Raw genomic sequence first — 22,493 nt, forward strand, 5'->3', positions numbered from 1 at the left:
TTTCGAGAAATTGGCAATTCGGTATTTTCATTTTGCCATCGGTCAATTTATGGCTATTTTAGCGCAAGATTTTAAAACACATAAAATGAAATATTTTTTCTACATAGCTGCTTTTTTCATTTCATTCAATTTAGTAGCCCAAGACAAGCTTTCGTATCAGTTGTATGACAAAAACGGGAAGAAAACCACTTATAAAAAAATGCTGAAATCGGCTGAAAATGCTGAAGTTGTTTTGTTTGGTGAACATCATGATAATTCTGTAGTGCATTGGCTTCAACTGGAATTCACTAAAGATTTGGCTGAAAAAAAATCATTGGTTTTGGGAGCAGAAATGATAGAAGCCGATAACCAGAAGCAATTGAACCAATACCTGAAAGGAGAAATCAACCAAAAAGCATTTGATACTGTGGCAAGACTTTGGAATAACCACAAAACAGACTATAAGCCGTTAGTGGATTTTGCAAAATCTAAAAACCTGACTTTTGTGGCTGCAAATATCCCAAGAAGATATGCTAGCCTGGTGTACAAACAAGGTTTTGAAGCACTGGATAAATTATCTGCTGAAGAAAAAACATGGATAGCGCCTTTACCGATAGCTTATGACAAAAATCTTCCGGGATATGTGAAAATGCTTGACATGATGGGCGACCATGCTCATGAAAACATGCCAAAAGCACAAGCGGTAAAAGATGCAACTATGGCTTATTTTATTTCGAAAAACTTAAAGCCAAATACGGTTTTTGTACACTATAACGGTACTTACCACAGTGATAATTTCGAAGGAATCAATTGGTATTTGAAGCGTGAAAATCCAAATTTGAAAATCATGACCATCGCTACGGTTTCTCAAAAAGACATTTCAAAAATTGAAAAAGAAAATCTAAAGCTTGCTGATTTCATAATCGTGACAGACGAAGATGTGACTAAAACTTTCTAAAAAAGTAGAAATTCGACTGATTTTAAAGCAATTGGAAGGCCTGTTTTTTGAAATTTATTTTTCTTTTGAGAATTATTCGGTATTAAAATTATTGGAAATGAAATTTTAAACCCGATTTACTGCAAAAGATATCCACTTTATACTGATTATAAATAGTTCGAAAAGGTTGTAGTTAATTTGAATATGCCTTATTTTTGTGTGATTTTTTAAAACACACAAACAACTCTTATGGCAAAATCTGCAATCTTAAAGTCATCCCTGGCAAAAAAGTACTGGATGGCTCTAACAGGTTTATTTTTATGCTTGTTTTTGGTAGGACATTTAGCTGGAAACTTGCAATTGATTTTTAGCGATGCATCTCATTTCAATCAATATGCATTGTTTATGACTACAAATCCGGCAGTAAAGTTATTGTCTTACCTAACTTACATTTCTATTCTTTTCCATGCAGTTGATGGTATTATGTTGACTGTTCAAAACAGAAAAGCAAGACCTATCCGATATGCAATGGAAAATCCTTCGGCAAATTCGGCTTGGGCTTCCAGAAACATGGCGGTTTTAGGAACCTTGATTTTGGTTTTCATCGTGACGCACATGGTAAACTTCTGGGCAGTAATGCACTTTGATGAAAAGATGCCTTTAGAAACAGTACAGGTAGATTATGAGGGTAAGACATATGATTTTTATGTAACTCAAAACACAGGAAAAGATAAATATATTCCTGTAGACTTGGAAAATTCAGGTTTGGAAATCAGAAACCGTACAGAATTTTACGATAAAACAGGCAATTTAAAAATTGCAGAAGGATATAAAGATTTGCATAAAATTACGTTTGCATTTTTCAAAGATGCAAAATACGGACTGATAGCAACAATACTATATGTAATTGCAATGTTTGTATTGTCTTTCCACTTGTTGCATGGCTTTGCCAGCGCATTCCAATCATTAGGAGCAAATAACCCAAAATATAACGGATTAATTAAAGGTTTCGGAAAAGCGTTTTCAGTTATCGTGCCGCTTCTTTTTGCGATTATTCCGATTTACATTCACTTTTTTGCTAAATAACACACGAACAAGATATGAGTTTAGATTCTAAAATTCCAGAAGGACATATATCAGAAAAATGGACCAACCATAAAGATCATCTTAATTTGGTAGCGCCTAATAACAGGCCTAAAATTGATGTGATTGTTGTTGGTACAGGTTTGGCTGGAGCTTCTGCTGCTGCTTCTTTAGGCGAGATGGGATATAATGTGAAAGCATTCTGTTTCCAGGATTCTCCACGTAGAGCCCACTCGATTGCTGCTCAGGGAGGTATCAATGCCGCTAAAAATTACCAAAATGATGGCGATAGTATTTATCGCTTATTCTACGATACGATTAAAGGAGGAGATTACCGTGCAAGGGAAGCAAACGTTCACCGTCTTGCCGAAGTTTCCGGAAATATCATCGACCAATGCGTGGCACAAGGAGTTCCTTTTGCCCGTGATTATGGCGGATTGCTAGACAACCGTTCTTTTGGTGGAACACAAGTACAGCGTACTTTTTATGCTGCCGGACAAACCGGACAACAATTGCTTTTAGGAGCTTATTCAGCACTGTCAAGACAAATCGGTTTAGGACGTGTGGAAATGTTCAACCGTCATGAAATGCTTGACTTGGTAAAAGTTGACGGAAAAGCAAGAGGAATCATTGCCCGTAACCTGATTACCGGTGAAATTGAAAGACATTCTGCACATGCCGTTATCATTGCTTCAGGAGGATACGGAAACGTATATTTCCTTTCTACGAATGCAATGGGAAGTAACGTGACTGCTGCGTGGAAAATCCACAAACAGGGTGCTTATTTTGCTAACCCTTGTTATGTACAGATTCACCCAACCTGTATTCCGGTTCACGGGACGAACCAATCGAAACTGACTTTGATGTCAGAATCATTGCGTAACTCAGGAAGAATCTGGGTGCCTAAAAAGAAAGAAGATGCGGAAGCAATTCGTGCCGGGAAATTAAAACCGACACAAATCGCTGAAGAAGATAGAGATTATTACTTAGAAAGAAGATATCCTGCATTTGGTAACCTGGTGCCACGTGACGTAGCTTCCAGAGCTGCAAAAGAGCGTTGTGATGCCGGTTATGGAATTGAGGCGAACGATACTAATGAAGGAGTTTACCTTGACTTTGCTTCTGAAATTAAGAGCAAAGGTCGTCAGACAGCTTATGCACAGGGAAATCACCATCCTACTGATGAAGAAGTAATCAAATTAGGAAAACAATGGGTGGAAGAAAAATACGGTAACCTTTTCCAGATGTATGAAAAAATTACTGATGAAAACCCGTATGAAACTCCAATGAAAATTTATCCTGCCGTTCACTACACAATGGGTGGTGTTTGGGTAGATTATAACCTGCAGTCTACAATTCCTGGTTGTTTCGTAGCTGGAGAAGCCAACTTCTCTGACCACGGAGCAAACAGACTTGGAGCTTCTGCTTTGATGCAAGGATTGGCTGACGGATATTTCGTATTGCCATACACAGTTTCAAACTATCTTGCTGATGAAATCCGTACAGGGAAAATCGCTACTAATACGCCAGAATTCGACGAGGCTGAAAAGAGAGTAAAAGACTCAATCAATTTCTTCCTTAACAACAATGGTACAAAATCAGTAGACCATTTCCACAAAGCTTTAGGAAACATTATGTGGAATAAAGTAGGTATGGGACGTAACGAAAAAGGACTGTCGGAAGCAGTAGAAGAAATCGATGCTTTACGTAAAGAGTTTTACAAAGAAGTATATGTTCCAGGAAGCGCAGATGAATTGAACCCGGAATTGGAAAAAGCACTTAGAGTAGCTGATTTCATGGAACTGGGACAATTGATGGCGATGGACGGTCTGCAAAGAAAAGAATCTTGTGGAGGACATTTCCGTGAAGAATACCAAGATGCCGAAGGAGAAACACTTCGTGATGACGAAAACTTTAAATTTGTTGGAGCATGGGAATACCATGGAAGCGACATCAATAAAGAAGTACTCCACAAGGAAGAACTGAATTATGAATTTATAAAAATTGCGGCTCGTAATTACAAATAATCACTACTATGGCTTCATCAAAATTTATAAACATAAACCTTAAAATTTGGCGTCAGAAAAATGCCAAAGAAAAAGGAAAAATCGAAACCTATAAGTTAGATAACGTTTCAATTGAGAGCTCTTTCCTTGAAATGCTTGATCAATTGAACGAACAATTGGTTTCGGAAAGACAAGAACCAGTAGCTTTTGACCATGACTGCCGTGAAGGTATTTGTGGTATGTGCTCATTATTTATCAATGGTAGAGCACACGGACCGGATACTGGAATCACGACTTGCCAGTTGCACATGCGTATGTTCAAAAACAACGATACGATTTATGTTGAACCATGGAGAAGTAAGGCTTTCCCGGTAATCAAAGATTTAGTTGTTGATCGTACTGCATTTGACAGAATCCAACAAGCAGGAGGATTTGTTTCTGTAAATACTTCAGGAAATACAATCGATGCTAATGCGACTCCAGTGCCTAAACATGATGCTGATCGTGCTTTTGAAGCAGCGGCTTGTATCGGATGTGGTGCTTGTGTAGCTACTTGTAAAAATGGTTCTGCTATGCTTTTCGTAGGAGCAAAAGTATCTCAATATGCATTGCTTCCGCAAGGAAAGGTAGAAGCCACGCAACGTGTCTTGAACATGGTTCGTCAAATGGATGAAGAAGGATTCGGAAACTGTACAAATACAGGAGCTTGTGAGGTTGAATGTCCAAAAGGAATTTCATTGGAAAACATCGCAAGAATGAATAGAGAATATTTGGCAGCGAGCTTGAAATAAGAATCGATAAATAATCATAAAATAAAAAAGGCGCATTTTTTAATGCGTCTTTTTTTATGGATTTCATACAGAGAGATAAAGTTTGTCAGGTTTCCCTTTCTTGAAATATTCCTATATTTGGGAGACAAAACAAACACAATGAAATATTTTTCCCTACTATTATTAATTTCTACACTATCATTCGCCCAAAATTACCAGCAATATGTCAATCCTATGATTGGAACCGGAGGCCACGGACACACTTTTCCAGGAGCCACAGTACCTTTTGGGATGGTGCAGCTTTCTCCAGATACCAGAATAGATGGAAGCTGGGATGGGTGTTCAGGCTATCATTATTCCGACAATGTAATTTATGGATTTTCGCATACGCATCTAAACGGTACCGGAGTTTCGGATTTTGGTGATATTATGCTAATGCCTACCATGGGTGAGCCTTCTCTGGATAACAAGGTTTATTCTTCAAAATTCTCACATTCTAATGAAAAAGCGGCGGCAGGTTTCTACTCCGTAAAATTAGATGACGATAATATAGATGTGGCACTAACGACTTCTACAAGAGTCGGATTTCATGAATATACTTTTAATAATTCTGGTCAGGCAAATATCATTCTTGACCTGAATCACCGTGATCATTTGATTATGGGAGAAGTAAGGATCATCGACAATAAAACCATTGAAATTTTAAGAAGGAGCGAAGCATGGGCACGTGACCAATATGTGTTTTCGAGGATTGAATTCAACCAACCAATGACAATTACAAAAGTCAATAATAATGCTTTCGCACCGGCAAAAGTTACAGACCAGTTTTTTGCAGGAAGCCTTTTGGCGATAAGTTTTTCCAAACAGGTCAAAAAAGGAGAAAAACTGCTGGTAAAAGTTTCGCTTTCGCCAACTTCTTATGAGGGTGCAAAACTTAATATGTCTGAAATAAACCATTGGGATTTCAAAACAGTAAGGACAGAAGCAGAAAAGCTATGGAATAAGGAATTGTCCAAAATTGAAGTAACATCGTCTGATAAAAATAAAATGGCAATCTTCTATACTGCGTTATATCATACGATGATGCAGCCGAATATAGCGCAGGATTTAGATGGAAAATACAGAGGACGTGACAATGAGATTCACACGGCAAAAGGATTTGACTATTATTCGGTTTTTTCGCTTTGGGATACTTTCCGTGCCGCCCATCCTTTGTATACTTTAATTGATAAAAAGAGAACAGCAGATTTTATCAATACGTTTCTAAAGCAATATGAGCAAGGAGGAAGGCTGCCTGTTTGGGAATTGGCGTCTAATGAAACAGACTGCATGATTGGATACCATTCCGTTTCGGTAATGGCAGATGCAATGGCGAAAGGAATCAAAGGCTTTGATTATGAAAAAGCATTTGAAGCGGCTAAACATTCTGCAATGCTGGACCATTTGGGCTTAGACGCCTACAAAAAGAATGGTTTTATTAGTATTGACGACGAACACGAAAGCGTTTCCAAAACCGTTGAGTACGCCTATGACGACTGGTGTATTGCGCAAATGGCCAAAATGCTCAATAAGCAGGAAGACTATCAGTATTTCATAAAACGTTCCCAAAATTGGAAAAACGTTTTTGATTGGGAAACAGGGTTTATGCGACCAAAGAAAAATGGCGGCTGGGACAAGCCTTTTGACCCGAGAGAAGTAAATAATAATTTTACGGAAGGTAATTCATGGCAGTATTCCTTTTTCGTTTTGCAAGACATTCCCGGTATGATTAAAGCCTATGGCGGGAAAGAAAAGTTTGAAGCTAAATTGGATGAAATGTTCAACAGCGAAAGCAAAACGACAGGACGAGAACAAGTTGATGTTACCGGATTGATTGGCCAGTATGCTCACGGGAATGAGCCAAGTCACCATATGACTTATCTGTATAATTATATTGGTAAGCCTGAAAAGACTACTGCGAAAGTGCATTATATCCTAAACGAATTTTATAAAAATACGCCAGATGGACTGATTGGAAATGAAGACTGCGGACAGATGAGCGCATGGTATGTCTTGAGTTCAATGGGAATGTATGCCGTAACACCAGGAAATGCTGAGTGGACACTTACAGAGCCTTATTTTGACAAGGTTAAAATCCATTTTGAGAACAAAGAGGAATTGACCATTACAAAAAAAGCACACAAAGGCTATTTAAAAGAAGTGATGGCAAAAGCTCAAAAAGAAGAATTTTCTGAAATTACTCCGGTTCCCGTAATTGAAGCAGACAGCAAATCGTTCAAAGATAAAATGAAAATAGAAATCGCTTCGCAAAACCCAGGCGATGTCCTTTATTATGCAATAGAAAACGCTTCTAATCCATCTTCTGCTAAGCCAGCATGGAAGAAGTATGCAAATCCTTTAGAGGTCACAGAAACGGCTACAATCAAAGCTTATGCAGAAAGAAGCGGCAAAACCAGTAATACAATTGCAGCTACCTTCGTCAAAAAACCAAATGATTATACAATCACTATCAAATCGCAATACAATCCGCAATACCATGCAGGAGGTGATGCTGGTTTGATTGATGGAATATTAGGAAGCGAAAACTGGCGAAAAGGAGATTGGCAAGGCTATCAGGGACAAGATTTTGAAGGTATAATTGATCTAAGAACAAGCAAAAAAGTGACCTCGCTTTCTGCACGATTCTTACAGGATTCCAGAGCATGGATTTTGATGCCAACGAAAGTCGAATTTTATACTTCAGACGATAACCAGAACTTCAAGCTGGTCAAAACTATTGAAAACAAGCTGGATGCCAAAAATACAGATGTCCAGATTGCAAATTTTGAAACTACAATTCCTGAAATCAAAGCCAGATATATAAAAATAAAAGCCTACAAATATGGAAAACTTCCGGAATGGCACCAAGGTTTTGGAGGCGATGCCTTTATTTTTATAGATGAAATAACAATTAAATAAATTAACTACTCTAACCCTGCCAGGGTTCAAAACCCTGGCAGGGTTAGTTTTTAAAACGAACATGAAAACCGCCCTAATCCAAGTACCGTTAATTTGGGAAAACCCAAAAGCCAATCGAGATTATTTCGAAGAAAAAATCAATTCAATCCAGACAGTAGATCTGATTGTTCTTCCAGAAATGTTTACTACAGGCTTTACGATGAATCCTCATACTGTTGCTGAAACAATGGAGGGCGAAACACTTTTATGGTTAAAACATTGGGCAAAAAATAAAGAGGTAGCCATAACAGGGAGCCTTATAATTATTGAAAATGATAATTACTACAACAGACTGGTTTTTGTTTTTCCTTCAGGAGAAGTTCAATACTATGACAAAAGACATCTTTTTTCTTTAGCAGGAGAAGAAAAAATCTATACACCAGGACAGCAAAAGTTGATAGTAGAATATAAGGGATGGAAAATCTGCCCATTGATTTGCTACGACCTGAGATTTCCAGTTTTTTCCAGAAATGTAGAAAATTATGATTTGCTCCTCTACGTTGCAAATTGGCCAAAGCTTCGCATAAATGCCTGGGACATTTTACTCAAAGCCCGCTCTGTTGAGAATATGTGTTATACGGTTGGAGTCAATAGAATTGGACGGGACGAAAGCAACCATGAATATGTAGGGCATTCACAAGCCATAGACTTTTTAGGAAATACAATACTAGAACCTCAGGAAACTGAAGGGATTTTTATTGTAGACTTAGACAAAAATCAAATGCTGGAAACCCGAAAAAAGTTAGCGTTTTTAGACGATCGTGATTCTTTTGAAATACAATAGCGTCAATTTCCGAGATTGACTGTTTGGTCTACATCCCAATTGGCCCTGACATCTATTGCTGTTGGATAATAAACTACTTCTTCAGCTTGTCGTTTTTCCAAATAACTACCGGTATCCCAAATCTTATTTTTGTTTTCATCGTAGATTACCCGAAGCGTAAAAAGATTTGGCTGTAGTCCCATAAAGTCAACAATATCGTTGCCTTCGGAATATTCTGAAGCAATGAGGTCACCTTTGGAATTGGTAATTTCAATAATGACAGGATACTGTTTTACGTTTTGTAATCGTATGCGAAGATTTCCATATTCGGAGAGATTCTGGGTCTTTAGGCGGTAATTTAATGTATCATTCGCCTGTTGCAGATAATTTGTAAAAGCACCGGGAAGCGCAGTGATTTTATAGGTTTCCAACGGTTCTTTTTCAAAGTCAATCTTTATTTCCCGGTAAAATTCATCATACTCAGTAGTAAAAGGAACAGTTATAGAGTCCTTATTTACTATGTTGATTTTGGATTTATCTACAGTGGCTAACGGCATAGAAGTGCTGATGGTAAAACGGTCACGAAAATGCAACGTATTGCTTTGCACTGCTTGGAAGCTAAGTGTGTCCTTTTTCTGGTTTTTAATTTTTACTGTAAACTCTTTGCTGAATTTGTCCTTGTCAATTTTAAGGAGTAGGGAATCCGTTTTTATAGGATTGAACCATACCTGCAACGAGTCTTTTTTAGGGAATTTGGTGACTTTTACCGGAAGATTTTCCCCGTTATTTTTTAAGGTAACAACAGCGTTTTTACCATCTCCTTCATAAGGAACGATAATTTTATTTCCGGAATCCTGATATGGTTTGGTCGCTTTAAAAGGTGTGATCTCCTTAAACAATTCCATTTCATAAAGGGTATCGCTCGGGATTTTTATAAATTCTTTGTGAAAAGCAATCTTATCAGTTTTTGGATTGAATTTAAAATTATTATTCTGATCCTTCAGAGCGACCAACAAATATTTGCCTTCTTTTAGATTTTCAAGCTTGAATGTCTTGAGGCTATCCAAAGTATTGGTTACATATCTCGGATTTTCTTTATAGATGATTGAATCTGTAAAAGTCTCATTTACTTCATAGAGCATAACCGAGACAAAATTATCGACATCTTTGGTGTAGGCGTCTTTTATAAAGCCTCCTATAGAAAGCGAATCGATAGCATTTCCTGTTGAAAATACATATTTGAATTGTTGGTATGGATTTCCTTCATTGTTATCTTGGATACTGCTTCCAAAGTTAAAACTGTAAGTCGTATTAGGCAGCAGTGTATCCCTTAATTTTATAGTGATGTATTTGCTGGCGTTGCTTGGCGAAACTATAGGCGGATTTTTCATTGGTGGTGAAATAATCAGCTGTTTGTTTACATCCTTAATTTTGACATACTCATCAAAAGTAATCTTGATTTCCTTTACGTTGAAATTGGTGCTGAAATTTTTTGGTTCGCTGTAACGTAATACAGGCGGAAGAGTGTCCTTTAGGCCGCCGGTAATACTGCCTCTTTTTGCACAACTTATTACGGACAAGGCCAAAATAATATATAAAAACGCAAATCGGATTCTAAACATCAGGAAATAATTTATGTACAAAATAACAATTATATTTAGAGCTGACGAAATCTTTGCAAGAATTATTTCTTAAGAATGGGAGTAAGCCATAGTCACAACGCTAATTTTGGCATCGGGGATTTTCAATAAAGCTTTAGCGCAGACTTCAATAGTGGTTCCGCTGGTAATAACATCATCTACCAGCAAGAAGTGTTTGCCGTGATGCGCTTCCGAAAACATAACATCAAACAGATTTTCCCTGATTTCTGTTCTACCAAAAAAGCTTTTCTGGGTTTGAGTGTCAGAATAGACAGCTCTGTATAATATGGAGTCGTTATACGCAACTTGAAGTAGAGTTGATAAGGCAAGTCCAAATTTCTCTACCTGATTATAGCCGCGTTTTTTTAATCGCTTCTTATGTAGTGGAACCGGAATGATAAAATCGATGCTTTTGACGATTTCTAAAAGTTTTAAATCTTCTCCATACCATGCACCCAGCATAGTACCAATTTCCTGATGGTTTTTGTATTTCAGATTGTGGATGAGCTCCTGAACAATTCCTTTTTTGTGAAAGTAAACCATGGCTGCTCCAAATTCGATAGGAATTCTACCGTAAAATTTTTTGATGATTTCGTTTTCTGTTTCCAGATGATGGTTTGTCAACGGCAGTTCGTGTCGACAGGAAGTGCAGATTACGGTTTCGTTTAACTGCATAAATTCACCACAACCAAGGCATACTTGTGGGAAAAATAAGTCGAAAAGGCTTTTAAACATGCTATTTGGTTTATAAATGGATAGCTTAAAAATAAGGAAATTTTTGACAAAATCTTTCGTCAATTTTTAAATTTTAAAATCGAATAAAATATAAATTGCTGATATATCTAATTTTAAGTTTTTATTAAGAGTTCTGGAAAAATGAGAATTCTTAAAAACGTTCGTTCAACCTGATGGATTCACTTTTGGTCGATTATTTTTTGCTGGCAGAAGGCATTCGGTTAATTTCACCAAAATTTTTCAGAAACTATGTCTTTCAAGCCTGCATTTTCTATTGTGAATATAACTGCCATTATTTCCATTTTGACGGCGGCTGCACTTGCAGTGGAATTGTATAGCATAAAAACTGAAAAAGAGGACATGACTCATAATGTTGAGTTAGATCGGAAATTGCATAACAATGAGATTAGCGAGATATTAGTTCGTTATGATGCTGCACTTCAGCAAAATATGCAATTGAAAAAAGAATTGGAAGAGCTAAAAAATAAGACAGTTCAGACAGATGATTCCGTTAGGTCTAACCTGAACATGCTTAAAGAAAATATTTCGGTACTTACAAAAGAAAAATATACCAAAAGCTCACAGTTAGAGACACTCAATAATATTCTCAGATTAAAACAACAAGATTTTGAGAATAATAAAAAAGAAATTGAAAAACTGTACGCAAAAATCAACCAATTAGAATCTGAGATTCTGGCAAGTTCAGAAGTAAAAGTAGAAAAGAAAAAACTCAGAGCTTCTAATGTAAGCGCTATTGGAGCCAGAACAGTATCTGAAAAAGTACTCGAAACCAAAAAAACAAAAAACACGGAGCAGATAAAAGTTTGCTTCACTCTTGAAGACAATATGTGGATTGAAAGAGGAATCAAAGAAATATTTATTCAGATTATTAATCCCAAAGCCAATATCGTAAGCAAAAACAAATCTTCAATAGAGATTAAAAATCAGACACTTTTTTACAGCGCTAAAACTAGTGTCGATTATGATAAAGGTGATGTTGATGTTTGTGTTTTTGTTGATGCAAACAAGCAACATCTCATAAAAGGAAACTATACTGTCAACATATTTTCCGGTGCTCATTTGATTGGAAATACCAGTCTTCTTCTTCTTTAAACTTTCTGGTTTAAAAAAATAGCATTTCCCCCGATTTTCATTCTCTTTTTATATTTTTGCACTATGGCAAAACAAGACGATTTATTTAAAAATATAGTTTCGCACGCAAAAGAATACGGATATATTTTTCCGTCAAGCGAAATTTACGATGGATTGAGTGCAGTTTATGATTATGCACAAAACGGTGTTGAACTGAAGAAAAATATCCGCGAATATTGGTGGAAAGCAATGGTGCAGATGCACGAAAACATTGTGGGAATCGATGCGGCTATTTTGATGCATCCAACAACTTGGAAAGCTTCAGGACACGTAGATGCATTTAACGATCCATTAATCGATAACAAAGATTCTAAAAAAAGATACCGTGCTGATGTTTTGATTGAAGATTATGCTGAAAAGATAAATCAGAAGGCACAAAAAGAAATAGAAAAAGCCAGAGCCCGCTTTGGCGAAGCTTTTAACGAACAAGAATTTGTAACTACTAATGCCAGAGTTGTAGAATATTTGGCAAAAAAGAAAGAAATTCTTGAGCGTATGGCACGTTCGCTTGAAACAGAAAATCTTGCAGATGTAAAGGCTCTGATAGAAGAGCTGGAAATCGCTGATCCTGAAACAGGTTCTAAAAACTGGACAGATGTTAAACAGTTTAACCTGATGTTTGGCACAAAGCTAGGTGCTTCGGCAGAAAGCGCAATGGACTTATACCTGCGTCCGGAAACAGCACAAGGAATTTTTGTGAACTTTCTAAACGTGCAAAAATCGGGAAGAATGAAAGTGCCTTTCGGGATTGCGCAGACAGGGAAAGCGTTCAGAAACGAAATTGTTGCTAGACAGTTTATTTTCAGAATGAGAGAATTCGAACAGATGGAAATGCAGTTTTTTGTAAAGCCGGGTGAAGAAATGCAGTGGTACAAATACTGGAAGACTACTCGTTTGAATTGGCACCTGTCTCTTGGTCTTGGTAAGGAAAATTACCGATTCCATGACCACGAAAAACTGGCACATTATGCTAATGCTGCAGCTGATATCGAATTTAATTTCCCATTCGGCTTTAAAGAACTGGAAGGAATCCACTCAAGGACAGACTTTGATTTAAAAGCGCATGAAAAACATTCTGGAAGAAAACTACAATATTTTGATCCGGAAACCAATCAAAATTATGTTCCTTATGTGGTTGAAACCTCTGTTGGTCTCGATAGGATGTTTTTGGCTGTCTTCTCTAATTCGTTAAAAGAAGAAACTTTGGAAGACGGATCAGTAAGAACCGTGTTGAGATTGCCAGCAGTTTTGGCTCCTACAAAAGCAGCAGTATTGCCTTTAATTAAAAGAGATGGACTTCCGGAATTGGCACAAGAAATTATTGAAGACCTGAAATGGGATTTCAATGTTGCCTATGATGAAAAAGATGCTGTTGGAAGACGCTATAGAAGACAAGACGCACTAGGAACACCATTCTGTATTACGGTAGACCATCAGTCACTTGAAGATAAGACTGTAACTATTCGTCATAGGGATTCTATGAAACAAGATCGAGTAAAAGTTTCTGAATTAAAAGATATTATCAATCAGGAAGTATCAATGAGAACCTGGCTTCAGAAAATATAAAAATACGGATATCAAATTCATAAAAAGGCACTCTAAATGAGTGCCTTTTTTATTTAGTAAAAATTTTATTTTAAAATGATTTTTCTTGTTATAGAAATGTGAAAAAAAGTATATTTGTTTTCAACTAACTCAAACTATTTAATGATTTATGAAAAAGAAATTAATTTTAGCTTCTTTATTATTTGCTGTTTTTGCATCTAGCTGTTCTGATTCTTCATCGGATGAATTTGATAATGGAAATGCTGGTGCTGCCCAAAAATATCTTAAGACAGTTACTATAACCCCAACAGATGGTTCCGATAGTCCAAGCAATTTTACAGTAAATTATGATTCGTCTGGAAGGGTTTCAAATGTTACGGATGGAGTGCAATCAAATTTTTTCGTTTATCAGAATAATAATCTGGCAAATGTTACCGGTGAAGGAGAGCCTTTCATGATTAGCGAATTGTACCAGGCTCCATACGAAGCCTATGAAATAGGAGAAGTTTTAAATTATGATTCAAAAGGGAATCCTACAGATATAAGACTTTTTCAAGAAAATGAGTATGGTGACATCGAAGAGTTTACAGCAAAAGTAACATATGACACAGCACCAAATACTTTCTTTTATACGTTAAAGGCTGCCGGGATTATTGATGTTTTGGATAATGTGGAACTAAATCTAAATATGCAAAGCTTGCCTCGAGAAATCATTAAAGCAAAATTATTATTGCCGGTTAACAACCCTACAAAGGTGGTTATTAAAAATGCATCCGGATCTGTTGTGAGCACGACACAGACAGATTATGTTTATACTTCTGACAAATATCCAACATCGGCAACGATTACGGAAACTTCTGAAGAAGGTGTGTCAATTTTAGCTGTAGCCTATACATACAAGCAGTAAAATTCTTTCAAATAAACAAAAAGGCTTTTTTAGAAATGAAAAAGCCTTTTTTATTTCCGTTTTTTTATTTTACATAATAATTTTGTTTTTGGAGAAAAGTGCTTAAATCCGGGTAAATTTGGGTTTTTTGAGTGTCTTTTTCTTTTTATATCAACAAAAATTAAGAATGTATTAACAACAATCCTATTTTTGCACCAAATAAATTAAATTAGTTGAGTGTTTTGTGTCATAAAATGATGAAAATGATTCCTTTATAAGGAGAAATGCCGATTAAAATAGTTAAGATAGCCCCAAAAACTACTATTCCCGCAAGTCTAAAAATTTATTTACGGACTTAATCACGATGCTCTGACAAAATAAGCAGCTATTATGCTGCTTTTCCAAAAACAAATTTTGTTACTAGCTATTGATGAGTTATTCGTACGTTATCATTAACGATAATCAAGAGAATGTTTTGAATATCCAGAGCCTGGCTGATGGATTTCAAAACTTTCGTTTGGCTGCAACTGCGAACAACTACGGTGATGGTTTAAATTGTATTTTAGAACACCAGCCTCAGCTGGTTTTTTTGGAAATAGATCCAAAAGACAAAGCAAGTAAACTTTCACTTTCGCTTATCAATGAGCTGTATCGCTATCTCAAGGAAATACCAAAAATAGTAGTAACTGCAAAAAATGGTAATCTGGCACTTGAAGCCATCAAACATGAAGTTTTTGATTATCTGATAGCCCCGTTTGAGTTGAATGAATTCAGGAAGACAATACTGAAGTTTGAAAAATCAGCATCATCGACTGTTGTCACTACTCCTCGAGAGCCAGAACAAAAGCCGTTTTTTGTAGATAATGACCATTCGGTTAAAAAAGATCCGGAACAGCTCACAATCTGTATAAAGTCGTATGGTGATTATCGCTTTATAGACGCAAAAGACATCCAATATTTCCAGGCCGATAATAACTCTACAGACATCCATCTCAATAATGGAGAAATGATTACTGCATTCAAGACCTTAAAGCATTTTGAAAATGTCTTGCCATCACAGTTTTACAGGATTCATAATAGTTATATTGTCAATATCAATTACATATCAAGAATCCACACCGGAAATGCAGTCTGCTATATTAAAAATACTACCACAAAACTGCCATTCTCTAAATCCTACAAAGGCAATGTTGACCAGATTATTGCCGTAATCTCCAGTTCTGGCTATTTAGAAATCTAATAAGACCAACTGAAAAGTTTTTCTATTTCCACTATTTTTTGATTTCCAAATCCCTCTATTTATATGGGATTAGAGCTGTTTTGTCTTGTTTTTTTGTCTCAAAAATCAAAAAACCTCCAAAAACCATTCATTCACTATCAAAATAGTATCATCCACTAACGAATGGCTTCATTCCACAAGACAGGCCTGTAAATACTACAATAACTCTCAGGTGCACAGTACTTTTACATCGTGAAAATCAAACATCACAGACCCTAATTTCAAGAACAAATCTTACACATAATTCATTAAACCACAAATGAAAAACATCATGAAAAAAGCTATTTTAACATTCGGACTATTTTCTTTAGTTGTATTGACTTCTTTTACTACAACTGAAATTAAAACACAGAATATGGTTGCTGAAACTGGAGATACAGGAGGAGATTCGAGTACTAAAAAAGATATGGGAGGACAATCAACTAATCCTACTAGTAATAAAAAGATTGATAATCCAGTAACAAATACAAGTAGATTGAATTCTAAAACAGAATATTCAAATAATTCATCTTTTAGTTTTGAAACTAGAAAGAAATCAGATATCTAATAAATTTAGAAATACGAACTTAAAGGCTGGCAATTATTTGTCAGCCTTTTTTTATGTTTCTGCTTTTCCTATTTTTGGGTATAAAACTTTAAAATTTGAAAACAGCTATCTGCACTATCCTTTTTAGTTGCCTATTTTTCTTCACAGGCTGTATAAACAAAAAATTAGATTATTCTGAAAAAACAGTCCAAGATAGCCTTCGTCTATTTTTGGATCTAGCGAATCGAGATTCTTTGCCGCCACAGGTAAGGCTCAATTACAATAAAAAAGCATTCGGAATAATTAAAAACCAAGAAAATGATTCCATGCATAGGGTCTATCTTTTTAGGGTAGCGAATAGATATTTTAATCTCAATAATCTGGATGAATATGGAAAAACCACTAAAATTATCATTAAGGAATCCGAAAGCAAAAACGATACTCTTGCTTTAGCAAAAGCCTATGATTATTTAGGGGATTATTATAAAAATCCTGAGAAAATAGATAGTGCTTTTATTTGTTTTTGGAAAGCAGAAAGATTGTACCGAAAATTAAATAATCAACCTAAAGCGGGTTATATCTTCGGGAAAATTGCAAGTATATACAGCTATATTGGGGACGATACAAATACAGAATTATATTCTTTTAAAGCATTAAAAGCTCTAAATGGTTCTGATGACCAAAATAGTATTTTCGAATCCTATATTGAATTAGGCCGTGTTTCTGCTAACAGGCAAGAAAATCAAAAAGCATTAGAATATTATGATAAAGCATTGGAAGTTGCAAACAAAAATGAGATACCATCAGTCTTTCATCCCAAGATAACCGTATTTAATAATATTGGGGTGGTATATCAAAATTTGAATGATTACGAAAAAGCAAAAGAATATTTCAAAAAAGGTTTAGAAGAAAAAAAATTATTTATAGATAAACCTCGTGCTTATGCTATTCTTTTGGGTAATTTGGCCATATCAGAATCTAATCTAAAAAATTATTCTAATCTTCCTGATTTATACTATTCATCATTAAGGATAAAAGATAGTCTAAAAGATTTTGAAGGGATTATTACTAGTAAAAGAAATCTTTCCTACTATTTTTTAGATATGAAAAATGGGCCAAAGGCTCAAAAATATGCGCATGAAGCATTTTTGCTTGCTAAAAAAATGAGACGGAGTAGAGATATATTGTTTTCTTTTTGGCAGTTGGCAAAGATTGAACCTGAGAAAGCATCATTTTATAAACTAGAATATATAAAACTAAAAGATAGCCTTCGCTACGAAGAAAGAAAAATACAAGATAAATTTGCCAGGATCCGATATGAAACAGATGAAGTTATACTTCAGAAAAACAAGGCCGTGATCCAAAAATGGACAGTATTTTGGATTGCTGTTTCGATTTTGCTATCTGGACTGGTTTTTTATGCTTTTCGTATTCGCCAGTCCAGGCAGAGAGCGTTTTTTCTGTTAATATCAAGACAGAAGGCTGATGAGGAAATCTACCAACTGATATCGGAACGACATCAAAAATTTGAAGAAGGTCGCGAAAAAGAAAAGAGACGAATTGCAAGAGAGCTGCATGATGGGGTTTTGAACAGACTTTCCAGCATACGTGCCAGTTTGCTTGTCCTGGAGAACAAAACCGATTCGGAAACAGTCAAGCACTGCATCAGCCAAGTGGCTGAGATACAGAATATAGAAAAGGAAGTCAGGGATATTGCACATGGTTTGGGCCGTGATTTATTTTCTACAAAAAGGGACTATCCTGAGTTTCTGGCATCAGTACTAGAAGATGCAGCAAACAAGACTTCATTAAAAATAGATTTTGAAATTGACAAGGCAATAGACTGGAATGCTCTTGATAGTCGGAAAAAGTTAGGTATCTATCAGATTCTTCAAGAATGCCTGCAAGCCATAAGCAAACAAGAAACAGGAACAGATGTGACAGTGCGTTTGTATAAAAACAATTCACTTTTAGTAATGGAAATCGATGGCAATATAATCAATCCCAAAAACAGTGAAAAAGAACAGACTCTTAAGGATATAGGCCTAATGGCAAAAAGAATGGACGCTAATTTAAGAATAAGCCATATTTTAGAGGATAGAACATTAATAAGAATGGCATTGCCGTTGTAAACAAATCAAAACTTTTAGTCCTTGAAAAAAACAGTTTTTCTATTTTCTGTTATTGGATTTGTATCGTTTTTCGGGTGTTCGAAGAAAAAGCTTGATTATTCTGAAAAAACGATAGACAGTATTCCCATATATCTCGTTATAGCAAATGAGGGTTCAGAACCTTATCAAAAAAGGCTAGAATGCAACAAAAAGGCTTTTGATTTTTTTATCAATCAGGAAAATGATTCGGTGAATAGGATAAATCTTTTCAAGATTGCCAACAGGTATTACAATATGGATGATTTTAGAGAATTTAAAAAAACGGTCCATATAATTTTAAAAAGAGCAACAGATAGTAAAGATACCCTGAGTATGGCTAAGGCCTATACTTATATAGGAGAATATTTCGCTAACACTATAAAAAAAGATAGTGCTTATTTATATTATGTAAAAGCAGAAAAAATTTATCAAAAGAGGAATGATAAAATTAATTTGGGAGGAGTTTATATCAGTATGGCTACTACTCAGGCCTATGAAAATGATTATTTGGGGTGCGAACTCTCTGCTGTAAAAGCATTGAATGTATTACGAGATACTCCAGATAAATCTAAAATATATGAGGCTCATAATATTTTGGGTTTTGTTGCGAATCAGTTAAAAGATTACGAAAAATCGTTAGAATATCACACCAAAGCCTTAGCTATAGCAAAAGAAAATAACCTGACATTGCTTAATGAAGTATCAAGTTCCTTGAATAACATAGGTAATGTATACCAAAATCAAAAAAAATATAAGCAAGCCATAGCTTTTTTTGAAGAGGCCTTGAAAGACAAAAGACTAGTATTTGATAAGCCTTCTTTATATGGTATAATACTAGACAATTTGGCTTGCTCTAAATTTCAAATCAAAGATTATTCCCAATTACCAGACATGCTCTATAAGTCTTTAAGGATTAGAGATAGTTTAAATATTGGAGTAGGTGTCATTTTTAGCAAAATCCATTTATCAGAATATTATTATAAAGAAGGAGACTCGATACTAGCACGAAAATTTGCAGTTGAGGCTTTAAGTCGCTCAAAAGAAATTAAAAACTCTGAGTCTGCCCTTGTTTCATTAAGACAGCTTGCAGCTGTTGATCCTATAAAAGCATCAATGTATAAAGAAGAATATATAAAGATTAGCGACAGTCTGAAACTTGAAGAAAGAAAAACTCGTGAAAAGTTTGCTAGGATTCGGTATGAAACGGATGAGGTAATTCTTGCGAAGGACAAGGCCGTGCTTCAAAAATGGACAGTTTTCTGGATTGCTGTCTCGGTACTGCTTTCTGTCTTGGTTTTCTATCTCCTTCGCCTCCGTAAGTCCAGGCAGCGGGAACTCCTGTTGCTGCTTTCCCGACAGAAGGCGGACGAAGAAATCTATCACCTGATATCAGACCGTCATCAGAAATTCGAAGAAGGCCGAGAAAAGGAAAAAAAGCGCATCGCAAGAGAACTGCATGACGGTGTTTTGGGCAGACTTTCCAACATACGCACGAGTTTGCTTGTCTTGGAAAACAAAACCGATTCAGAAACGGTCAGGCGCTGTATCAGCCAGATGGCAGAGATACAAGATGTAGAAAAGGAAATCAGAAATATAGCTCATGGCTTGGGTCGTGATTTGTTTTTTTTCAAAAGAGACTATTCCGAGCTTCTGACATCAGTACTAGAGGATTTAGCAAACAAGACTTCATTGAAAATAAATTTGGAAATGGACAAATCAATAGACTGGAATGCTCTTGATAGCCAGAAAAAGCTTGGTATTTACCAGATTCTTCAGGAATATTTTAACTGTATGGACAAACAAGAAATAGGAACAGATATGACAGTGTGTTTCTATAAAAACAATTCGCTCTTAATAATGGAGATTGAAGGTGTCCTATCTGATATCAAAAACCATGAAATAGAACAGGTTCTTAAAGATATGGGATTGAAGGAGATAAATATCGATTTAAGAATAAGTCATATCTTAGACGGGAAAACATCGTTGAGGATGACAATGCTAATGAAAACAGATCAAAACATTTAGTCCTTGAAAAAAACAGTTTTCCTTTTTTTAGGTGTCCTTTTACTGTTGTCATGTTCGAAGAAAAAGCTGGATTATTCCGAAAAAGGTACAGACAGCATTCCGATATATTTAGTTCTGGCAAATGAGGATTCTTTGCCTTACCTCAAAAGGCAGGAATACAACAAAAAAGCATTTGATGTTTTTATCCGTCAGGAAAACGATTCGATGAATCGGATAAACCTCTTCAAGATAGCCAATAGATACTACAATATGGGCAATATGGAGGAGTATAAAAAGACTACCGATATAATTTTAAAAAAAGCGATAGATTATAATGATACAATTAGTATGACTAAAGCCTACTCGTATTTAGGAGATTATTATACTAATTCTCTCAGAAGAGATAGTGCATTTTTGTATTACACAAAAGCTGAAAAAAACTACCAGAAGAAGAATGACAAAATTAATTTGGGAGGAGTCTATATTAATATAGCTACAGCACAGGCATATGAAAATGATTTTTTCGGGAGCGAACTTTCGGCTATAAAAGCATTGGATATTTTAAAGGACACAAAAGAAAAACATAAGATATATGAAGCCTATAATCTTCTGGGAATCATTTCAAATGAACTTAAAAATTATGAAAAAGCATTAGAATATCATACAAAGGCATTAAGCTTAACAGATAATAATGATGTTAATAGATTTTATGAGAAAGAAAGTTCACTGAATAATATTGGAAATGTGTATCAAAGCAATGCCAAATATGGATTAGCTATTAAGAATTATAAAGAAGCGTTACAAAATAAAAGTTTAATAATAGGCAGGCCAAATTTATATGCCTTACTATTAGATAATCTGGCCTATTCAAAACTTAAGATTAGAGATAACTCAAAGCTCCCAGATCTATTTTATGAATCGTTAAAGATTAGTGAGAGTCTGAAACTTAAGAATGACATAGTTTATATTAAAATACATCTCTCCGAATTTTATTGGGCAAAAAAAGATACATTAACAGCTCAAAAATTTGGGAATGAAGCATTATTGTTTTCAAGAAATATAAAAAATTATAGTGCGCTATTGAGTTCCTTAAAACAACTTGCGGTTGTGGATCCTTTAAAGGCAGCAATGTATAAGCAAGAATATATAAAGCTTAACGACAGTCTACGACTCGAAGAAAAAAAAATACGGGAGAAGTTTGCACGGATTCGATATGAAGCGGACGAGATAACTTTAGAAAAAGACAAAGCAATATTCCAAAAATGGACGGTGTTCTGGATTGCCGTTTCGGTTTTGCTTTGCGGATTGGTTGTTTATGTTTTTCGCCTCCGCAAGTTCAGGCAGAGAGCATTTTTTCTGTTAATATCAAGGCAGAAGGCTGATGAAGAAATCAACCGGCTGATGTTGGAACACCATCGAAAATTCGAGCAAGGCCGTGAAAAAGAAAAGAAGCGCATCGCAAGGGAACTTCAGGATGAGGTGGTAGACAAACTGTTTAACATACGCACGAGCCTGCTTGTACTGGAAAACAAAACTGATTCGGAAACAATTAGACACTGTATCAGCCAAATGGCAGAGATACAGGATGTAGAAAGGGAAATCAGAGATATAGCTCATGGCTTAGGCCGTAATGACAAATCTCTCCAAAGAGGCTATCCGGAACTTTTGAAATATGAAATAGTAGGGTTCGCAAACAAAATTCCATTAAAAATAAATATGGAAATCGATAAGGCGGTAAATTGGGATACTCTTGATAGCCGGAAAAAACTAGGTCTTTACCAAATTCTTCAGGAATGCCTGCGTGCTCTAGGTAAGCAAGAGACCGACGTAACGGTCCGTTTTTATAAAGACAATTCGCTTTTAGTGATGGAGGTCAATGATATTGGATTCGATGCCAGAAGCTTGGAAAAAGAGCAGGATTTTAAGGGTATAGAGTTGGGGGCAAAAAGGATGGGTGCCGATTTAAGAATAAGCAATATCTTAGACGGGAAAACATCGATAAAGATGACAATGCTAATAAAAACAGACCAAAACTTTTAGT

General features: G+C 35.7%; 16 protein-coding genes. 14 read left to right on the plus strand and 2 right to left on the minus strand.

All coding sequences use genetic code 11. The features are described from left to right. Positions 1-85 precede the first annotated feature (85 nt). The 6 genes from FJA49_RS13840 to FJA49_RS13865 all read left to right on the plus strand — a co-directional run bounded on the left by FJA49_RS13840 (position 86) and on the right by FJA49_RS13865 (position 8,556). Positions 86-937, plus strand: a complete 852-nt coding sequence (locus tag FJA49_RS13840) for a ChaN family lipoprotein (protein ID WP_140001525.1) — start codon at positions 86-88, stop codon at positions 935-937. 228 nt (positions 938-1,165) lie between these two features. Then, positions 1,166-2,002: a succinate dehydrogenase cytochrome b subunit gene (locus FJA49_RS13845; protein WP_140001526.1), complete on the plus strand. Its 837-nt coding sequence runs from the start codon at positions 1,166-1,168 to the stop codon at positions 2,000-2,002. 14 nt (positions 2,003-2,016) lie between these two features. Beyond that, positions 2,017-4,026, plus strand: coding sequence for a fumarate reductase/succinate dehydrogenase flavoprotein subunit (locus FJA49_RS13850; RefSeq protein WP_140001527.1), 2,010 nt, complete (start codon positions 2,017-2,019; stop codon positions 4,024-4,026). An 8-nt stretch (positions 4,027-4,034) separates the two neighbouring features. Next, positions 4,035-4,796, plus strand: coding sequence for a succinate dehydrogenase/fumarate reductase iron-sulfur subunit (locus FJA49_RS13855; RefSeq protein ID WP_140001528.1), 762 nt, complete (start codon positions 4,035-4,037; stop codon positions 4,794-4,796). 138 nt (positions 4,797-4,934) lie between these two features. Continuing rightward, the gene (locus tag FJA49_RS13860; RefSeq protein ID WP_140001529.1) at positions 4,935-7,733 is read left to right on the plus strand and encodes a GH92 family glycosyl hydrolase; all 2,799 of its coding nucleotides are present in this window, start codon (positions 4,935-4,937) and stop codon (positions 7,731-7,733) included. Positions 7,734-7,794: 61 nt separating this feature from the next. Next, the gene (locus FJA49_RS13865) at positions 7,795-8,556 is read left to right on the plus strand and encodes an amidohydrolase (protein WP_140001530.1); all 762 of its coding nucleotides are present in this window, start codon (positions 7,795-7,797) and stop codon (positions 8,554-8,556) included. 2 nt (positions 8,557-8,558) lie between these two features. Here FJA49_RS13865 and FJA49_RS13870 read toward each other — a convergent pair whose 3' ends face one another. Both FJA49_RS13870 and FJA49_RS13875 read right to left on the minus strand, forming a co-directional pair. After that, positions 8,559-10,157 (minus strand): Ig-like domain-containing protein, encoded by a 1,599-nt coding sequence (locus tag FJA49_RS13870; RefSeq protein WP_140001531.1) that lies wholly within the window; start codon positions 10,155-10,157, stop codon positions 8,559-8,561. Between the two features lie 69 nt (positions 10,158-10,226). Then, on the minus strand, positions 10,227-10,910 hold the full coding sequence (locus FJA49_RS13875; RefSeq protein WP_140001532.1) for a ComF family protein: 684 nt from the start codon (positions 10,908-10,910) through the stop codon (positions 10,227-10,229). 249 nt (positions 10,911-11,159) lie between these two features. On the opposite strand from FJA49_RS13875, the gene FJA49_RS13880 reads away from it, so the two are divergent. The 8 genes from FJA49_RS13880 (at position 11,160) to FJA49_RS13915 (ending at position 22,492) form a co-directional block, all read left to right on the plus strand. Further along, positions 11,160-12,023: a hypothetical protein gene (locus FJA49_RS13880; protein WP_140001533.1), complete on the plus strand. Its 864-nt coding sequence runs from the start codon at positions 11,160-11,162 to the stop codon at positions 12,021-12,023. 63 nt (positions 12,024-12,086) lie between these two features. Beyond that, on the plus strand, positions 12,087-13,628 hold the full coding sequence (locus tag FJA49_RS13885; protein WP_140001534.1) for a glycine--tRNA ligase: 1,542 nt from the start codon (positions 12,087-12,089) through the stop codon (positions 13,626-13,628). 148 nt (positions 13,629-13,776) lie between these two features. Beyond that, positions 13,777-14,514 carry a hypothetical protein gene (locus FJA49_RS13890; protein WP_140001535.1) on the plus strand — a complete coding sequence of 246 codons (738 nt, stop codon included), beginning with the start codon at positions 13,777-13,779 and terminating at the stop codon, positions 14,512-14,514. Positions 14,515-14,923: 409 nt separating this feature from the next. Beyond that, positions 14,924-15,733, plus strand: a complete 810-nt coding sequence (locus FJA49_RS13895; RefSeq protein WP_140001536.1) for a LytR/AlgR family response regulator transcription factor — start codon at positions 14,924-14,926, stop codon at positions 15,731-15,733. A gap of 310 nt (positions 15,734-16,043) precedes the next feature. Continuing rightward, on the plus strand, positions 16,044-16,319 hold the full coding sequence (locus tag FJA49_RS13900; protein ID WP_140001537.1) for a hypothetical protein: 276 nt from the start codon (positions 16,044-16,046) through the stop codon (positions 16,317-16,319). 95 nt (positions 16,320-16,414) lie between these two features. Next, on the plus strand, positions 16,415-18,430 hold the full coding sequence (locus FJA49_RS13905; RefSeq protein WP_140001538.1) for a tetratricopeptide repeat-containing sensor histidine kinase: 2,016 nt from the start codon (positions 16,415-16,417) through the stop codon (positions 18,428-18,430). A gap of 21 nt (positions 18,431-18,451) precedes the next feature. Beyond that, complete coding sequence (locus FJA49_RS13910; protein ID WP_140001539.1) at positions 18,452-20,473, plus strand: tetratricopeptide repeat-containing sensor histidine kinase; 2,022 nt, start codon at positions 18,452-18,454, stop codon at positions 20,471-20,473. A 3-nt stretch (positions 20,474-20,476) separates the two neighbouring features. After that, complete coding sequence (locus FJA49_RS13915; protein ID WP_140001540.1) at positions 20,477-22,492, plus strand: tetratricopeptide repeat-containing sensor histidine kinase; 2,016 nt, start codon at positions 20,477-20,479, stop codon at positions 22,490-22,492. Position 22,493 lies beyond the last annotated feature (1 nt).

It is taken from the genome of Flavobacterium microcysteis (genome assembly GCF_006385255.1).
GTDB classification, from domain to species: domain Bacteria; phylum Bacteroidota; class Bacteroidia; order Flavobacteriales; family Flavobacteriaceae; genus Flavobacterium; species Flavobacterium microcysteis.